Origin of the sequence: Eikenella corrodens, from assembly GCF_900187105.1 — a bacterium.
Taxonomy (GTDB): domain Bacteria; phylum Pseudomonadota; class Gammaproteobacteria; order Burkholderiales; family Neisseriaceae; genus Eikenella; species Eikenella corrodens.
The window spans coordinates 1280007-1297715 of the sequence record NZ_LT906482.1 but is presented as its reverse complement, the minus strand read 5'-3'; the positions used below and the strand labels follow the sequence as shown (position 1 = coordinate 1297715).

At 57.3% G+C, this 17709-nt stretch carries 16 protein-coding genes; 14 read left to right on the top strand and 2 right to left on the bottom strand.

Features of this window, described 5'->3' with window-relative positions:
- Window positions 1-152 precede the first annotated feature (152 nt).
- From CKV94_RS06505 to CKV94_RS06440, 14 genes are all read left to right on the top strand, one after another.
- On the top strand, window positions 153-1541 hold the full coding sequence (locus CKV94_RS06505; protein WP_003823917.1) for an MATE family efflux transporter: 1389 nt from the start codon (window positions 153-155) through the stop codon (window positions 1539-1541).
- Window positions 1534-2559 carry a UDP-N-acetylmuramate dehydrogenase gene (gene murB / locus CKV94_RS06500; RefSeq protein ID WP_035580695.1) on the top strand — a complete coding sequence of 342 codons (1026 nt, stop codon included), beginning with the start codon at window positions 1534-1536 and terminating at the stop codon, window positions 2557-2559. The genes CKV94_RS06505 and murB overlap by 8 nt, the downstream gene beginning before the upstream one ends.
- A 171-nt stretch (window positions 2560-2730) precedes the next feature.
- Window positions 2731-3375 (top strand): TetR/AcrR family transcriptional regulator, encoded by a 645-nt coding sequence (locus CKV94_RS06495; protein WP_003823915.1) that lies wholly within the window; start codon window positions 2731-2733, stop codon window positions 3373-3375.
- A gap of 310 nt (window positions 3376-3685) precedes the next feature.
- Entirely contained in the window at window positions 3686-4870 is a 1185-nt protein-coding gene (gene ispC, locus CKV94_RS06490; protein ID WP_064103320.1) for a 1-deoxy-D-xylulose-5-phosphate reductoisomerase, read from the top strand.
- A 254-nt stretch (window positions 4871-5124) separates the two neighbouring features.
- A complete protein-coding gene (rseP, locus tag CKV94_RS06485) occupies window positions 5125-6468 on the top strand; it encodes an RIP metalloprotease RseP (RefSeq protein ID WP_035580956.1) in 1344 nt (447 codons plus the stop codon).
- A 3-nt stretch (window positions 6469-6471) separates the two neighbouring features.
- Complete coding sequence (gene bamA / locus CKV94_RS06480) at window positions 6472-8868, top strand: outer membrane protein assembly factor BamA (protein ID WP_003823908.1); 2397 nt, start codon at window positions 6472-6474, stop codon at window positions 8866-8868.
- A gap of 9 nt (window positions 8869-8877) precedes the next feature.
- Complete coding sequence (locus CKV94_RS06475; RefSeq protein ID WP_003823907.1) at window positions 8878-9381, top strand: OmpH family outer membrane protein; 504 nt, start codon at window positions 8878-8880, stop codon at window positions 9379-9381.
- Between the two features lie 72 nt (window positions 9382-9453).
- A complete protein-coding gene (gene lpxD, locus CKV94_RS06470) occupies window positions 9454-10485 on the top strand; it encodes a UDP-3-O-(3-hydroxymyristoyl)glucosamine N-acyltransferase (RefSeq protein WP_035580691.1) in 1032 nt (343 codons plus the stop codon).
- Window positions 10486-10488: 3 nt separating this feature from the next.
- Complete coding sequence (fabZ, locus tag CKV94_RS06465) at window positions 10489-10953, top strand: 3-hydroxyacyl-ACP dehydratase FabZ (protein ID WP_003823905.1); 465 nt, start codon at window positions 10489-10491, stop codon at window positions 10951-10953.
- Between the two features lie 118 nt (window positions 10954-11071).
- On the top strand, window positions 11072-11848 hold the full coding sequence (gene lpxA, locus CKV94_RS06460) for an acyl-ACP--UDP-N-acetylglucosamine O-acyltransferase (protein WP_003823903.1): 777 nt from the start codon (window positions 11072-11074) through the stop codon (window positions 11846-11848).
- 98 nt (window positions 11849-11946) lie between these two features.
- The gene (locus CKV94_RS06455) at window positions 11947-12408 is read left to right on the top strand and encodes a hypothetical protein (RefSeq protein WP_003823902.1); all 462 of its coding nucleotides are present in this window, start codon (window positions 11947-11949) and stop codon (window positions 12406-12408) included.
- 313 nt (window positions 12409-12721) lie between these two features.
- Entirely contained in the window at window positions 12722-13165 is a 444-nt protein-coding gene (locus tag CKV94_RS06450; RefSeq protein ID WP_003823900.1) for a hypothetical protein, read from the top strand.
- 137 nt (window positions 13166-13302) lie between these two features.
- Window positions 13303-14265 carry a tRNA dihydrouridine synthase gene (locus CKV94_RS06445; protein WP_003823899.1) on the top strand — a complete coding sequence of 321 codons (963 nt, stop codon included), beginning with the start codon at window positions 13303-13305 and terminating at the stop codon, window positions 14263-14265.
- A 69-nt stretch (window positions 14266-14334) separates the two neighbouring features.
- On the top strand, window positions 14335-15063 hold the full coding sequence (locus CKV94_RS06440; protein WP_003823898.1) for a TIGR02117 family protein: 729 nt from the start codon (window positions 14335-14337) through the stop codon (window positions 15061-15063).
- A 349-nt stretch (window positions 15064-15412) separates the two neighbouring features.
- Here the strand turns inward: CKV94_RS06440 and CKV94_RS06435 are convergent, their stop codons facing one another.
- Window positions 15413-15964, bottom strand: a complete 552-nt coding sequence (locus CKV94_RS06435; RefSeq protein ID WP_003823897.1) for a DNA-3-methyladenine glycosylase I — start codon at window positions 15962-15964, stop codon at window positions 15413-15415.
- 4 nt (window positions 15965-15968) lie between these two features.
- Window positions 15969-17111 carry a DUF1294 domain-containing protein gene (locus CKV94_RS06430; protein WP_003823896.1) on the bottom strand — a complete coding sequence of 381 codons (1143 nt, stop codon included), beginning with the start codon at window positions 17109-17111 and terminating at the stop codon, window positions 15969-15971.
- Window positions 17112-17709: the final 598 nt, after the last annotated feature.

The window sequence follows — 17709 nt, the reverse complement described above, 5'->3', positions numbered from 1 at the left end:
CGCAACACAGCAGGGAAAAATATTTCCCTCGATAAATCAAGCATACTATTGCGAAATACATTCATAAATCCCAGGCGGTAAGTGTTGCGTTACTACAACTTATGTTGCATTTCTGCTAAAATCACGCCCGTGTTCCACTCTTATTTTTGATTATGCTGCTCGACCTAAACCGTTATTCCCCCGCCGTTTTCCGCAAAGAAGCCTCCAAATTGGGCGCTTTGGCGGTGCCCATGCTATTGGCGCAGATTGCGCAAGTGGGGCTGGGGTTCGTGGATACGGTAATGGCCGGTGGCGCAGGCAAAACTGATTTGGCTGCCGTGGCACTGGGCAGCAGCGCATTCGTTACTGTTTACATAACCTTCCTCGGCATCATGACCGCGCTTAATCCGATGATTGCCCAAGAGCACGGCGCAGGCGAAGTCGAGAAGGTGGCCGAACTGGGCCGGCAGGGCATATTGTATGGCCTGATGCTGGGCATTATCGGCATGATTCTGCTGTGGCTGATGATTCAGCCCTTCAATAGCTTTCTCGACTTGGATGCCGAAGTAAAACGGCAATTTGCCTTGTATGTGGGTCTGATTGCCCTTTCCATGCCGGCAGCCATGATCCACCGTGCGTTGCATGCTTTCGCTTCCAGCTTGGGCAAACCCAAACCCATTATGTGGATGAGCTGGATCAGCCTGTTTTTAAACATCCCGCTCAACCACATCTTCGTTTACGGCGATTTGGGTATGCCGGCCTTGGGCGGTGCGGGCTGCGGCCTGGCCAGCACCCTAGTATTCTGGTTTAACGCCGCCGCGCTGTGGGCTTATATTGCCAAACAGAAATATTTCCAACGCTTCGGCCTGTTCGCCCGCTTCTCCAAACCCAGCGCCAAGATTTTCCGCCAAATCACCAAGCTGGGCGTGCCGATTGGCTTGTCTTTCTTCCTCGAAGTTAGCTTATTTACCGTGATGATGATGCTGATTGCCCAACTGCCGGGCAATGCCGAAGACCACGTGGCTGCTCAGCAAGTAGTAAACAGCATCACCAGCCTGATTTATGTGATTCCGCAAGGCATCGGCGCAGCAGTTACCGTGCGCGTGGGCTATGCCATCGGTGCCGACCGCTATTTCCAAGCGCGTTATGCCTCCGGCGTGGCCTTGGCCTGCGGCTCAACCCTGGCTATCGTTACCGCCGTGCTCACCCTGCTGTTCCGCTATCCGATTATGCGCGTTTACACCGACGACCAAGCCGTAATCGGCCTCGGCGCCACCATCCTGCTGTTTGCCGCCGCCTTCCAATTGGCCGACGCCATCCAATGTATCGCTTCCTACGCCTTGCGCGGCTATAAGGTAACCAAACTGCCGATGGTGATTCACGGCATCGCTTTCTGGGTGGTTGGCCTCGGGCTGGGCTGCCTGCTGGCCTTCGGCACGAGCATGGGGATTTACGGCTTCTGGGCGGCATTGGTGCTGTCGCTGGGTTGTGCCGCCGTTGCCCTCTTGTGGTGTTTGGCAACAGTAAGCCAAGAAATGCTGGAACATGAAGACGATGAATAAACTGCAATACGATGCCGATTTAACCGCGCTGAACACCTTCGGCCTACCCGCCCGTGCTGCCGCGCTCTACACATTAGACGCAGCCGAAAGGCTACCTGAAATTTTCCAACTGCCCGAATACCGCCGCGAGCGCACCCTGTGGCTGGGCGGCGGCAGCAATATCCTGCTGATGAAGGACTACGACGGACTGGTGGTGCGCATGGCCAATAAAGGCATTTCCGTGCCAGAGCCGGCCGGCGGCGGCAAAATGCGCATCACCGCACAGGCCGGCGAAAACTGGCACGATTTCGTACAGCACACCATCGCGCAAGGCTTGAGCGGGCTGGAAAACCTCAGCCTGATTCCCGGCACAGTGGGCGCTGCACCGGTGCAGAATATCGGTGCCTACGGCGTGGAAGCCGAAAGCTGTATCGAAACCGTGCACGCTTGGGATTTAGACAGCGGCAAACCAGTATCGTTCAGCCATGCCGACTGCCGTTTTGCCTACCGCGACAGCGTGTTCAAACAATCTGGCGGCCGCTTCGTGATTACGGCGGTAACGTTCGCACTGGATAGCGAATTCAAGCCCAAGCTGCACTACGGCGACGTGCAGGCCGAAGCCGAAACCCTGGCCCAAGGCGCGCCGCTCACCGCTGCCATCGTGGCCGAAGCCGTGTGCCGCATCCGCCGCCGCAAGCTGCCCAACCCCGCCGAAACCGGCAGCTGCGGCAGCTTCTATAAAAATCCCATCGTTTCCGCCGAACAGGCCGCCGCACTGAAACAGCAGCACCCTGCCCTGCCGGTATATCCCCAGCCGGGCGGTCAGGCCAAACTCGCCGCCGGATGGCTTATCGACCAATGCGGGCTCAAAGGCCACCGCGAAGGCCATGCCGCCGTACACCAAAAACAAGCGCTGGTGCTGATTAACCTCGGCGGAGCCTGCGCCGAAGACGTACGCTGTTTGTCCGAACACGTGCAAAACAGCGTTTACCAACGCTTCGGCGTGCGGCTGGAGCCCGAACCGGTGTGGTTGGGATAAGGAAGCTACGGCACTTATTTTTCCTGCTCAGGCGGCAAAGCAATGCCGCATGAAAAATAGGTGCTTTAGCTATAAGGCAAGATAATTGATAATGTATTAAAATTCCGCTATCTCATTTTCAGGTAGCCTCTCGCATAGGCAGAATTCACGTTGCAGCCAAGGAGACAACCCATGCCCAGGAAGCCCGGCAAACCCAACACCTACAACCGAATCATCGACATCAGCCTCCAACTGTTCAACGAGGAGGGTGAGCGCAACATCAGCACCAACCACATCTCACAACGCCTCGGCATCAGCCCGGGCAACCTGTATTATCATTTTCGTAATAAAGACGAAATCATCGTTCAGCTGTTCCAGCGCTACAGCAACAAACTGCTCGACTACATCCGCCAAACCGAGCTGCCCGACAGCATGGCCAAAATGGGGGAATACCTACAGGGCGTGTACGACATCCTGTGGGAATACCGCTTTTTATTCAGCGACGTAAACACCCTTCTCGTCCGCAGCAAGCAGCTTTTGGGCGAACACAACGAATTCACCCATGTGAAAATCTCCCCGCTTTTGGTGAAAATCTTCATCGAACTGCGCGACAAAGGTATCATCGAGGCCGACGACGAAGCCCTGCGCGAGCTCGGCTTAAACGTGTGGCTGCTCACCAAATACTGGTTCGACTTCGACAACTCCCAGCACATCGGCTGCTGGGACGAAAACGCCAAACGGCGCGGCATCTACCAAACCATGAGCCTGATACGCGGCTTTGTGAGCAAAGAGCACTACCCAAACTACTGCGAACTGATGGCGCAATATCGCTCCTAAAGCAGCAAACCAAACGGCAGCCGGAAACCGCCTTTCCGCTGCCGTTGAATATTGCAGACTGGCTTAGCGGCATTTCCCTGCGGCTGCCATGCCCGGCAAACCAAGGCCTTTGCAAAACCCGGCTTGTTTCCCCCAACATTTTCAGGTAGCCTGCCGCCCGCATTGGAGGCTACCTGAAAAATAAATCTACCTCCTATTCCCTTCTATATACCGTCGATTAAGTTTAAGTAGAGTCAGGCAACAAACCAACGCCATGCTGGTTTAAAATGAATCACTATAAGCAAAAAAAGCTACCTGAAACACGCCAACCATGACCCAGTCCCTCACCATCCTCGGCAGCACCGGCAGCATCGGCACCAGCACGCTCGATGTGGTTGTCCGCCACCCCGAACGCTTCCGCATCTTCGCCCTCAGCGGCCACAGCCAAACCGCCAAGCTGGCCGAACAATGCCTTGCCTTCCGCCCGCAATACGCCGTAACCGCCAACGAAGCGCAAGCCGCCGAACTGCGCGCGCAGCTGGCCGCCGCCGGCTGCCAAACCGAAGTGCTGCACGGCGAACAAGCCTTGTGCGACATTGCCGCCGCGCCGGAAACCGACGGCGTGATGGCCGCCATCGTCGGCGCCGCCGGCCTGCCGCCCACGCTGGCCGCCGCCCGCGCCGGCAAAACCATCTACCTGGCCAACAAAGAAACGCTGGTGGTTTCAGGTAGCCTCTTCATGCAAACCGCCGCCCAATCCGGCGCCCGCATCCTGCCGGTAGACAGCGAACACAACGCCATCTACCAAGTGTTGCCGCCGGAAAAAGGCTGCCTGAAACATAACGGCGTGCAATCCATCATCCTCACCGCTTCCGGCGGCCCCTTCCTGCACACCGACTTGGCCGATTTCCCCGCCATCACGCCCGAGCAGGCGGTGAAACACCCCAACTGGCAGATGGGGCGCAAAATTTCAGTGGACAGCGCCACCATGATGAACAAAGGCCTGGAGCTGATTGAAGCACACTGGCTGTTCAACTGCCCGTCGGACAAACTGGAAACCGTTATCCACCCGCAAAGCGTGGTGCACAGCATGGTGCGTTATGCCGACGGCTCGGTGCTGGCGCAAATGGGCACGCCCGATATGCGCACGCCCATCGCCTACTGCCTCGGCCTACCCGAACGCATCGCCTCCGGTGTGCCGCCGCTGGATTTCGCCGCCCTCTCCGCGCTCACCTTTGAAACGCCCGACTACCGCCGTTTCCCCTGCCTGGAACTGGCCTATCAGGCCATGCAGGCCGGCGGCGGCGTGCCCTGCGTGCTCAATGCCGCCAACGAAATCGCCGTGGCCGCCTTTTTGGCCGGCCGTATCCGCTTCACCGATATCGCACGCACGGTGCGGCATTGCCTGGAGCAGGATTTTTCAGGTAGCCACCACAGCCTGGAAGGCCTGCTGGATTTGGATGCCGCCGCCCGACGCGCTGCAGAAGCGTTTGTGCAGCAAGTGGCACATCGCTGAACATCTTTTTCATGCCAGGCAGCAAGCCGCATGAGTAATGCGGCAAATACGGCAAGGCAAGCCAATACGGCAGGCAGACATGAGGCGCCTTAGCCATTGGCGCAGGCTTTGTCGGGAACCTCTGTTTCCATTACAATTACGTTTTTCTTCCTGCAGCCGATTGGCGGCTGAGGCTACCTGAAAATGCGGCATTCCCTTTTTCAGGTAGCCTGCATCCGATTCGCCTGCTTCAAGGAGCTTCTTGTTTGTTTCTTTTGCACACACTCGGCGCGTTTATCGTTGCCATCCTGATTTTAGTCAGCCTGCACGAGCTTGGGCATTTGCTGGTGGCGCGCTGGTGCGGCATCAAAGTGCTGCGCTTTTCGGTGGGCTTCGGCAAACCGTTTTTCAACAAACGCTGGCGCAATATCGAATGGTGCTTGGCGCCGATTCCGCTGGGTGGCTATGTGAAAATGGTCGACACCCGCGAAGGCGACGTGGCCGAGGCCGACCTGCCATACGCCTTCGATAAGCAACACCCGTTCAAACGCATGCTGGTGGTAGCGGCCGGCCCGCTCACCAACCTGGCGCTGGCCGTGCTGCTCTACACCTTCTCCTTCGGCTATTTCGGCGTGCAGGAAGTGCGCCCGATGGTGGGCATGGTGATGCCCGACACACTGGCCGCCAAAGTAGGCTTTCAGCCGGGCGACACCATCACCGCCGTAAACGGCAAGCAGGTGCTCACTTGGGGCGACGCACAATCGGAGATCATCCTGAATTTGGAAGCCGGCAAGGTTCAGGTAGCCGTGCGCGAGGCCAACGGCAGCCAAACCACGCGCACCATCGACGCCGCCGGCACGCCGGAAGCGGAAGCCGTGGCCAAACGCAGCGGCTGGTTCGGTATCACCGCCCTGCGCTTGAACACCACGCTCGCCTCTATCCAGACCGGCTCCCCTGCCGAGCGCGCCGGTTTGCGCAAGGGCGACCGCGTGGTGGCCGTGAACGGGCAAATCGTGCACACTTGGCCGGATTTAACCACCACCATCCGCCAACACCCGCAAGACAAACTGACAATCGATATTTTGCGCGGCGGCAAACCGCTTCAGGTAGCCTTGCGCCCCGACAGCCGTGAAGACCGCAACGGCGAGCGCTACGGCTATGCCGGTTTTGAAGCCGAAGTCGACCAACAATGGATGACTCGCGCCACCTACCGCTACCAGCCCACCTGGCTGGGCGCAGCCGAAATGGGCATGCAGCGCGTGTCTTCCTACACCACGCTCACCGGCCGCCTGTTTGCCCGCCTACTCACCGGCCAGGCTTCCATAAGCCACATTTCCGGCCCGATCACCATCGCCAGCTACGCCGGCAAAACCGCCTCCGCCGGGATTCAGGATTATTTGGAATTCCTCGCCGTGGTGAGCATCAGCCTAGGGATTTTGAATTTGCTGCCGATTCCTGTTTTAGATGGCGGCCATTTAATGTATTATGCCGCCGAATGGATTCGCGGCAAGCCCGTTAGCACCAATGTGCAAATGTGGGGATTGCGCCTCGGCCTCTCCCTGATGCTGATGCTGATGCTGCTGGCTTTTTTCAACGATATCACCCGTTTATTGGGATAAAGCATGAAACTGAACAAACTTACCTTCTCTTTGTTTGCAGCCGGATTGTCTTCTTGGGCGCTGGCCGCCGCACCGTTTACCATCCAAGATATCCGCATCGAGGGCCTGCAGCGCACCGACCCTTCCACTGTATTGGGCCACCTGCCGGTTAAAGTGGGCAGCACCTTCACTGATGGCGAAGGCGAACAAATCATCAAAAACCTCTATGCCACCGGCCTATTCGACGACGTGCGCGTGGAAACCATGGGCAACCAAGTGTTGCTAACCGTGGTGGAACGCCCCATCATCAACACGCTCACCGTTACCGGCGGCAAAACCCTGCCCAGCGACGCGATCAAGAAAAATCTCGACAGCTTCGGCCTGGGCCAATCGCAGCCATTCAACCAATCGATCCTAAACCAAGCCGTGGCCGGCCTGCAGCAGGAATATGCCAACCAAGGCAAACTCTCTGCCACCATCACCCCCGAGATTTCCCGCCTCTCGCGTAACCGCGTGGACATCACGCTGAAAATCGACGAAGGCCCTACTACCCACATCAAAGAAATCGACTTTGAAGGCAACCAGCACTTCTCCAACCGTACTCTGCGCCGTCAAATGCAGATGGATCGCCACGGTATGTTGAGCTGGCTCTCCAAAGACGACCGTTTCTCCGACGAAAAATTCCGTCAAGACCTGCAATCCATCACCGATTTCTACCAAAACGAAGGCTTCTTTGAAGGTCGGGTACAGGATGCCGATGTACGCTACAACGCCGACCGTACCGAACAGACGCTGTGGATTAAAGTACACGAAGGCGAACGTTACCGTTGGGGCAAAGTGCGCATCGAAGGCGACACCCGCGAAGTGCCGCGCGAAGAGTTGGAAGCCCTGCTGAAAATGCGTGAAGGCCGCCGCTACAACCGCTCGCAGATGGTAGAAAGCCTGCAAGCTATCCAAGACCGTATGGGTCAGGCTGGCTATGCACTGGCTCAAGTGGGCGTGCAGCCGCAGCCCGACCAGGCCAATCACATCGTGGATTTCGTTTTAACGGTAAATCCCGGTCGTAAATACTATGTGAATCAAATCCACATTTCCGGCAACAACAAAACCCGTGATGCCGTTATCCGCCGCGAAATGCGCCAAACCGAAGCTGCACCCTACGATTCAGCCAAACTCAACCGCTCCAAAGACCGTATCCAGCTCTTGGGCTATTTCGACGACGTGAAAGTGGAAACCCGCCCGCTGCCCGATACGCCCGACCAAGTGGACGTGGATGTATCCGTGAAAGAACGCTCTACCGGCTCGGTGGAAGTGGCTGCCGGTTGGGTACAAGACACCGGCTTGGTACTCTCTGCCGGCGTGGCACAGGATAACCTGTTCGGCACAGGCAAATCCGCCAACTTCCGCATTGCACGCGGCAAAACCCAAAATACCGCGTCCCTATCGTTTACCGATCCCTACTTCACCCCCGACGGTGTGAGCTTGGGCTACGACATCTACTATCGCGGCTTCATGCCCTACAAATCCAGCTCCAGCTCTAGCTCCAACAACTACGAAACCACCCGTATCGGCTTGGGTGCGCGTATGGGTGTGCCGGTTACCGAATACGACCGCGTAAACTTCGGCCTCGCCGTGGAACACCTGAACGTGAAGCTGCATGGCGACGTAAATTATCAACCTTACCGCTACCGCCAGTTCCTCCAAGAACATGGTGAGAAAAACTGGATTCTCAAAGGCAATATCGGCTGGGGACGCAACAAAACCGATGACGCGCTGTGGCCGACCCGCGGCTACACCACCAGCGTCAATGCCGACCTCGGCTTGCCCGGCGGTGATTTGAAATACTACATCCTTACCCACGACCAACGCTGGTTCTTCCCCTTAAGCAAGAGCTTCACCCTGATGCTGGGCGGCGAAGTGGGCTATGCCGGCTCCTACGGGGGCACCTCCTCCGTTCCCTTCTTCAACAACTTCTATGGTGGCGGTTTGGGCTCCGTGCGTGGCTACGAAAGCGGCTCTTTAGGCCCGAAGGTGTACGAGATTTACGGCAACTCTCGCAATATCGTTAATTACGGCGGCACCTATAAAGCCTATGCCTCCGCCGAACTGCTCTTCCCCTTCCCCGGCGTGAAAGACCAGCGCTCCGTGCGCCTGAGCGTGTTTGCCGATGCCGGCAGCGTGTGGGATGGCAAAACCTACAATACAGGTGCCTACAGCTCTGCCAACCCCTACGGCACCAACGGCTACTACAGCCAAGACCACCGCTCTACCTTCAGCAACGAGTTGCGCTATTCCGTGGGTGCAGCACTGACTTGGCTGTCGCCGCTAGGCCCGATGAAATTCAGTTTTGCCCACCCGATGCGTCGGCGGGATAACGACCAAATCCAACGTTTCCAATTCCAATTGGGCACGACTTTCTAAGGAAAGTAGATGATGAAGCTTAATCTTCCCCGTATGGCAGCGGCAGCTGCTGCGATGCTAATCGCATCGCATGCTGCTGCCGACAGCGTACAAAAGCTGGGGTTTATCGATACCGAGCGCGTGTATCAGCAGTCTACCCAGGCGCAGCGTATCCAAACCACCCTGCAAAACGAATTCGGCGCGCGCCAGCAGGCTTTGCAACGGCTGCGTGATCAAGGCATTGCCCTGAAAACCCAGCTCGACCAAGGCCGCCTGAACCCTGCCGAACGCCGCCGCACCGAGCAGCAGCTGATTGCCCTGGATAGGGATTTGCGCCGTCAGGCCGCGCAGCTCACTGAAGAATACAACCTGCGCCGCAACGAAGAGTTCGCTGCCCTGCAGCAAAATGCCAACCGCGTGATTACCGAACTGGCACAGCGCGACGGCTATGACTTGATTATCCAAGACGTTATCTACGTAAACAGCAAATTCGACATCACCGACCAAGTTATTCGCGCTCTCAACAACCAATAAAGGCTACCTGAAAATTCCGGCCTCCCTGCCGCAAAACAGGCTACCTGAAAGCGAAACTTCACCGAAGTTAAAATGCAGAAACAGCTTTCCCACATTATCGCCGCCTTGGGCGGCACGCTTGCCGGGCAAGATATCGCCATCAGCCGTATTGCCCCGCTGCATGCCGCACAAAAAGGCGACATCAGTTTTGTTTCCCACCCCAAACACCTGCCCGAAGCCCTTGCCAGCCAAGCCGGCGCGCTGATTGTGCACCACAAATTGGCCGACAAACTGCCCGGCCGCAATCTGATTGTGTGCGACAATCCGCAACTCTATTTCGCCCAAACCGCCCGCCTGTTCCACCCCGCTCCCGCCGCCAACCCCGGCATTCACCCCAGCGCCGTGGTGGAAGCAAGTGCCATCGTGCCCGATAGCTGTGAAATCGGTGCCAACGTTTACATCGGCGACTGCGTTGTGCTGGGCGAAGGCTGCCGCATCCTGGCCAACTGCGTGGTGGAAGCCAACTGTGTGCTTGGCGAGCATACCGTGCTGCACTCTAACGTAACCGTTTATGCCGGCTGCCGCCTCGGCGAACGTGTGGAAATCCACTCTGGCACCGTGATCGGTGCCGACGGCTTCGGCAATGCCTGGGCGCAAGACCATTGGTACAAAATCCCGCAAGTGGGCGGAGTGGAAATCGGTAACGACGTGGAAATCGGCGCCAATACCACCATCGACCGCGGTGCAATCGAAGATACCGTGATTGCCGAGGGCGCTAAAATCGACAACCTCGTGCAAATTGCCCACAACGTACATATCGGCGCCCACACCGCCATCGCCGCCTGCGTAGGCATTGCCGGCAGCACCCATATCGGCGCCTACTGCCAAATCGGCGGTGCTGCCATGTTTGTCGGCCACATCCACGTTGCCGACCGCACCTTCATTGGCGGCGGCACCCTCGTGGCCGCCTCCATCAACCAGCCCGACTACTACGCCAGTTCCTACCCGCTGCAAACACACCGCGACTGGGTGAAAAATGCCGTGCACCTGCGTCGGCTCAACGAACTGCACCGCCGCGTAAAAACGCTGGAAAACACAATCAACTATCCCGAAAACAAGGAATAACCCATGCAAATCGAAAATATCGAACTCCCGCTGGACGTGCGCACCCTGCAACGCCTGCTGCCGCACCGCTATCCCTTCCTACTGCTGGATCGCGTGATCGGTTTTGAAAAAGAAAAAAGCCTCACTGCCATTAAAAACGTTTCCGTAAACGAACCGTTTTTCCAAGGCCACTTCCCCGAGTTCCCTGTGATGCCCGGCGTGTTGATTATCGAAGCCATGGCACAGGCTGCCGGCGTGCTCGCCATCCTCAGCCGGGGCGAGCGCAAAGAAAACGAAATCTACTTTTTCGTTGGCATCGATGAAGCCCGCTTCAAACGCCAAGTCGTGCCCGGCGACCAAGTGCAGATTCATCTGGACGTAATCACCCACAAACGCGACATCGGCAAATTCAAAGCCACCGCCACCGTAGACGGCCAAATCGCCGCTGAAGCCGTCATCATGTGTGCCAAACGCGCGGTAGATAAATAAGCCGGCAAGATAGGTAATACCTTTTCAGGTAGCCTCTGCCAAACTATCCGCCGCATTTAGTGCCGAACCATTTTCAGGTAGCCTCCCCCGGCAAAGCCCGCTGCCACAAGGAAACCCCATGTCCCTAATCCACCCCACCGCGATTATCGACCCCAAAGCCGAGCTCGACAGCAGCGTTAAAGTCGGCGCCTACACCATCATCGGCCCGAACGTGCAAATCGGCGCCGGCAGCGAAATCGGCCCGCACGCCGTTATCGAAGGGCACACCACCATCGGCGAAAACAACCGCATTTTCCAATTCGCCAGCCTGGGCGCCATACCGCAAGACAAAAAATACCGCGGCGAGCCCACCCGCCTGATTATCGGCAACGGCAACACCATCCGCGAATTCACTACCTTCAATCTCGGCACCGTAACCGGCATCGGCGAAACCCGAATCGGCGACGACAACTGGATCATGGCCTACTGCCACCTCGCCCACGACTGCGTGATCGGCAGCCATACTATCTTCGCCAACAACGCCTCACTCGCCGGCCACGTTACAATCGGCGACTATGTCATCCTCGGCGGCTACACCCTCGTGTTCCAATTCTGCCAAATCGGCGACTACGCCATGACCGCCTTCGCCGCCGGGGTACACAAAGACGTTCCCCCCTATTTCATGGCCGCCGGCTACCGTGCCGAGCCAGCCGGCATCAACAGCGAAGGTATGCGCCGCAACGGCTTCACGCCAGAACAGATTACCAACGTGAAAAACGCCTACAAAGCCCTCTACCGCCAAGGCCTGTCGTACGAAGAGGCCCGCAACCAGATTGCCCAAGCCGCCCAAACCGCGCTCGAGCTGGCCGTGTTGCGCGACTTCCTTGCCGACTCACAACGTAGTATCATTCGCTAATCTTTCCCCAAGACTACCTGAAACAGCCAAACCGTTTTCAGGTAGTCTTTGGTGAACCTTCCCAAGTAGCACAACTCATCAACCAATAAGGAGACACCATGCAGAAACTCACCACCCTGGCTCTGATCGCCGCCCTAGCCGCCCCTGCCGCCCTGGCCAACAACTTCGAAAGCGAACACGCTACCAACCGCGAAGTAGTCAGCACAGCCGACCCCGCTGCCCGCGAGCTGTTCTTGCGCCCGGTTACTCTGAAGCAAAGCCGCACCCACACCCTGCCCGTAACCCTGCGTGCCGGTAAGTTCTACACCTTCTTCGGCGACTGCGACGACAGCTGCAACAACATGGACATGAATCTGATGGCTGCCAACGGCGCCCGCGTAGCCGGCGACAATCTGCCAGATAACCAACCCCTATTCACTTTCCAAGCTCCCAGCAGCGGCAACTACCGCATCGTGTTGAGCATGAAAGACTGCGACGATGCCAACGGCTGTAAAGCCACTGTTCATGCTTTCGAAGGTACCCGTCGTGTATACGACACCTTCACCCGCCCCATGCGCTAATCTTGCATAGTTCAACCGCCCGAGCCACATAGCCCGGGCGGTTTGTTATTACAGAATGTTCAAAAGAACATTCAACATCAGCTCATCAGCAATCTTAATCTAGTCAAGTACCCACACGACTGAACCATTCAACTTTACTCTTAATTCAGCATAAAAATTAATAAATAAATATATTCATAAAATTTTGTACCAATATAATGCGCACAAACACCAGCATTTACCAAAGTAACTTTTCCCCATAGCTATTTTCAATCGCACCCTCTGCCACTTTCAGGTAGCCTGCCATTTTCCACTTCAGCAAGTTCCCGCCACCATGCCCACACGCCGCCTTATCCCGCTTCTGTCTATTCTGCTATTGTCTGTCGCTGCCCAAGCTGCACCCGACAACTGGCTGCCGCAAGCGCAGCGGATGAACCGCGAAATCGTGCGTAAGGAAGACCGCCGTGCCCGGCTGCACGAACATTTCCGTGGCAGCCTGTCCCAAGGCGAATCCAAACCTCAGCAAATCAACCTGCGTGCCGGCAAACATTACACCTTCTTTGCCGATTGCAGCCGCCAATGCAACAACATCGACCTCACCCTGCTGCGTGACGGCCGCACCCTTATCACCGACACCGATCCCCATGCCTCCCCCATGTTCGGCTGGTATGCCCGCCAAAGCGGCCAATACACCCTCACCATTACCATGCCCCACTGCATCGACCGCGTGTGCGATTACAGCATCCAAGTATTCGAAGGCAGTCAGAAAATACTCTAGCCGCCTAATCGAGGCGCACACAACTTGCCCAGATTGTACTGAAGCCCAGCAAACAGTGACGGCATGGAATACCTTCGCCACAAATTTTTCAGGTAGCCTCTATCTCAAAGGCTACCTGAAAACTTAAAATACCCCCCATGAACCTAATTTTAGCCCCCATGCAGGGTCTGCTCGACCCAGTCATGCGCCGCCTGCTCACCGACATCGGCGGCTACAGCGAATGCGTTACCGAATTCGTCCGCATCACCCACACCCTGCACTCCCGCGCCACCTGGCGGCGGCACATGCCCGAAATCGATCACAGCTGCCGCACCCACGCCGGCACCCCCTGCACCCTCCAGCTACTCGGCAGCGACCCCGACAACATGGCCGCCAACGCCCAAGCCGCCGTGGCCGCAGGCGCGCAAAAAATCGACCTCAACTTCGGCTGCCCCGCCCCCACCGTCAACAAACACCAAGGTGGCGCCATCCTCCTGCGCGAGCCCGAACGCATCCGCCAAATCGTCGCCACCGTGCGCCAAAGGCTACCTGAAAACATCCCCCTCACCGCCAAAATGCGCCTCGGCTATGAAGACGGCTCACTCGCCCTCGAATGCGCCAAAGCCATCGCCCAGGGCGGCGCCTCCGCGCTGGCCGTGCACGCCCGCACCAAAATCGAAGGCTACCGCCCGCCTGCCCATTGGGAGCAAATCGCCCCCATCCGCCAAGCACTCAACATCCCTGTCGTCGCCAACGGCGACGTATTCAGCCTGGCCGACTACCTCGCCATCCGCCAAACCAGCGGCTGCCAACACGTTATGCTCGGGCGCGGCGCCGTCATCACCCCCGATCTCGCCCGCCAAATCCAGCGCCACAACCAAGGCCTCCCGCCCCAGCCCGCCGGTTTCGCCGATTATCTCGTGTGGATACGCCGCTTCTTCCAGCTCTGCCGCCAACACGCAGGCGATACGCCCTACCCCGCAGCCCGCCTCAAACAATGGCTCGGTATGATGAAAACCGCCCACCCCCAAGCCGTACACCTCTTCACCCAACTGCGCCCCCTCACCTGCCTCCAACAAATCGAGCATCTGCTGGATAACTACCGGCCACAGCCCGAATAAGCAAAGGCTACCTGAAAGCCAAGCCCCGCGAAGCCCAAACTTTCAGGTAGCCTCAAACCGCACACCACCATGCCCAAACTCTCCCGCCTCATCCGCCGCAGCCTCCTCAGCTTGGTCGCCCTCCTCCTACTCTACGGCGCCGCCGTTTGGCTGCTGCCCCGCATCAAAAGCCCAGGCCAACCCGAAGGCGAACCCGAAATCACCATATGGCTGCTCTCCAACGGCGTGCACACCGACATCGTCGTCCCCACCTTCAGCAGCGAAACCGACTGGCGAGCCGCCTTCCCCGCCGAGCATACCCGCAGCCAAGAATACGCCCCCTGGCTCGCCATCGGGCTGGGTGACAAAAACTTCTACCTCACCACACCCACCTGGGTCGACCTCCGCCCCAGCACCGCCCTCAAAGCCGCCACCGGCCTATCCAGCAACGCCGTCCACGCCACCTACTACCACAGCCTCGAAGGCTGCACCCGCTGCGCCCCCATCCGCATCAGCCGCGCCCAATACCGCCGCCTCGTTTCCTACATCCGCCAAAGCCTGCAATGGCAAAACGGCCGCACCCTCCCCATCCCCACCGATATGGTCTACGGCGAAAACGATGCCTTCTACGAAGCCGTCGGCAGCTACAACCTCTTTTACACCTGCAACACCTGGACCAACAACGCCCTCAAAGCCATGCACACCGACGCCGCCCTCTGGACCATTACCGAACAAGGCCTCTTCCACCACCACCCGCCCCAACCGCCCGCCGCTGGAAATGAAGGGCTGCCGGAAACAACATCGCAACCCAGCGATTGAGGCTACCTGAAAATATAGTGAATTAACAAAAATCAGGACAAGGCGACGAGCCGCAGACAGTACAGATAGTACGGCAAGGCGAGGCAACGCTGTCCTGGTTTTTGTTAATTCACTATACACCTTCAACGAAGTTCAAACAGTCCGGATACAGCATCACCCAATCCCGCCGTTAAAGGCTACCTGAAAATTCGAAAGAACCGGCAAAACTAAACGGCAGAGCCACTTGCCGCCCTGACCCGCCAAATAACCTATCGCCCACACCAAATAAAAAGGCTACCTGAAAACTCAGCTTCGCAGAAACTCGCCAAGCTAAATTTTCAGGTAGCCTTTCTCTTATGCCTACACCGCCTCAGCCCCGCAGCCACGGCGGATTGGCGGCGGCGGCGCGCCCGGCGGCGGGGCAGTCTTCGCTGTGCGCGCCTTTCAGGTAGCCTGTGCTCACCAAAAATTCGCGCACGATTTCGGGGCCGGTGAATTTGAAGGTACGGCGGAACAGCTTCACCCAATCGGTCAGCGGCTGCGGATGGTGCCCGTCGAGCCAGTTTTTGAACGAACCGAATGCCTGTTGCAGCTGCAAGATTTGCTGTGCATTATGGATGGCGGCATTGATTTTCAAGCGGTTGCGGATCACTTTCGCGTCGGCCAGCAGGCGTTGGCGGTCGGCTTCGCCGAAAGCAGCCACTGCGGCGATGTCGAAGCAGGCGTAGGCGGCGCGCAGACCGGCGGCGCGTTGCAAAATCAGCGTCCAGCTCAAGCCGGCTTGGTTGATTTCGAGCAGCAGGCGGCCGAAGAGTTCGTTGTCGTCTTCGATGGGGAAGCCGTAGAGACGGTCGTGATAATGCTTGTTGGGGTCGGGACTATCGGCGGGCAGGCTGTTGGCAAGGGCGCAGTAGCTGTTCATGCGGCTAGTTTTTCAGGAAAGCAAACGCGGGCGAACCGATAAAGTACACCAGCACAACATAAGTGCCCACGGCGTTGAGCGCCACGCTAAACCAAAAGGCGCGCACAAAGCGGATATTGGCGGTGTGCTGCTGATAACGCATCTGCGCCAACAGGCCGCCTGGCCAGCCGCCGAGCATAGCCAACAGGTGCAGCACGCCATCGGGCACACGGGTGTGGCCGCTTTGGGCGCTGCGCTTGTCCGTACGGTAGAGAATAAGCAGCAGGCAGCTGGCCAGCAAATAGGCCGCAGCCAGAGGCAGGGAAATAAAGGACACGGCGGCAAGGAACAGCAGGATAAACGTGCCGCCGAGCAGGCTTTCGCTGAAACCGCCGCCCAAAATCGTGCCGGAAGAAGGGCTTTCGCGGTCGGCCCAGCCCAATTCGTAGCCCTGCGGAATCACACGGGTGGCCACCCATTCGCCGCGCCGCCGCCCCAGCACAAAGCTCACCTGCTGGTGGTTGGCCGGGCTTTTATCGCGGAACACGAAGGCCGATTGCGGGAAAAACACCCGCGCTTTGATCGACTTAACCTTGATATAGCCCGATTTTTCCTCTTCGTTCCAGCGCACCACCTTGCCTACATAAGTTTCGCCGTTCACCAATTTATCTTGCCGCTTGGCCTGCTTGCGCTCTTTATGCAGCGCCTCTTCTTCTTCCGGACTGCGCCGCTGCAGGCTGGACGTGGCGGCATTCTCCGCGCTGTCGAGCAGCCAATAGCCGCTGACGGGGTGACTTTGCAACACGCCGCGCAACACATCACCCGGCTCGGGAGAAAGGTCGGTGGCGGCAAAAAGATCGCCCACCAAAAACACGCTCAATGGCGGCTCGTCACCATTGTTCACCACATCGGCCACGCCGGTGCGCTCTGAGGCATCCCACACCCGCACCGCAGCATCCACAATCCGCCCCTCGCGCCACTTACGCCCCGGCTCGGCAACCTCCTCACCGCCATCAGCCGCCAGTTGCGCAGAAATTTCCGCCAACACGGCAGCCTGCGACTCAGCCACCACTACGGCAAGCGTTTCAATCGCAGCAGGCTCAATCTCAGATGCCCTATCGGGCAAAGCTTGCGACGCAATTTCGGGCAATTCGTTTTCGGTGTTCATGGCGGGCGGAGAATAGGATTTGGAAAAAGAGAAAGGCTACCTGAAAAGCGAGCGCCTGCCAAGCAGCAGGCGGGTGTTGGGGGAATTTGCAGGCAATCTGTTGCAGGTATCGGCAAGGGAGCGAAGATGCCTCATCAAAAGGCTACCTGAAAAGTGCATGGCGACACAGGAAGCATTGATTGTCCACATTGGCAACAGGCACCCACTCTACAGATATTCTATCCACGCTGTGCTTGCTACTCTGTATCAATTAGCGCTACAAACAACGACATAACTGGAATAACTATAAATATAAAATTGTATGTTGTTGGTGTAGTTAATGATTCTACTATCTCCTGCAATGTTTGAAACCCTAATCTATTAAGATAAATATCACCTACAACAATAAATATTGCATAAATTATCGATATAATGAGTATTCCACCATATAATGAACCCAACATAACTATAAAAGTAAATAGTTTCCGATTCATTCTTATATCCTTGCTTTAGTTGCCTTCCTCCTATCAGTCCCATTTCTAAAATATGGAAGTGATCTTTCCTCGGTTTTGGTTCTCAAAAACTCTCCACCTCCAGTACCACCAACAACTCCCGTAAT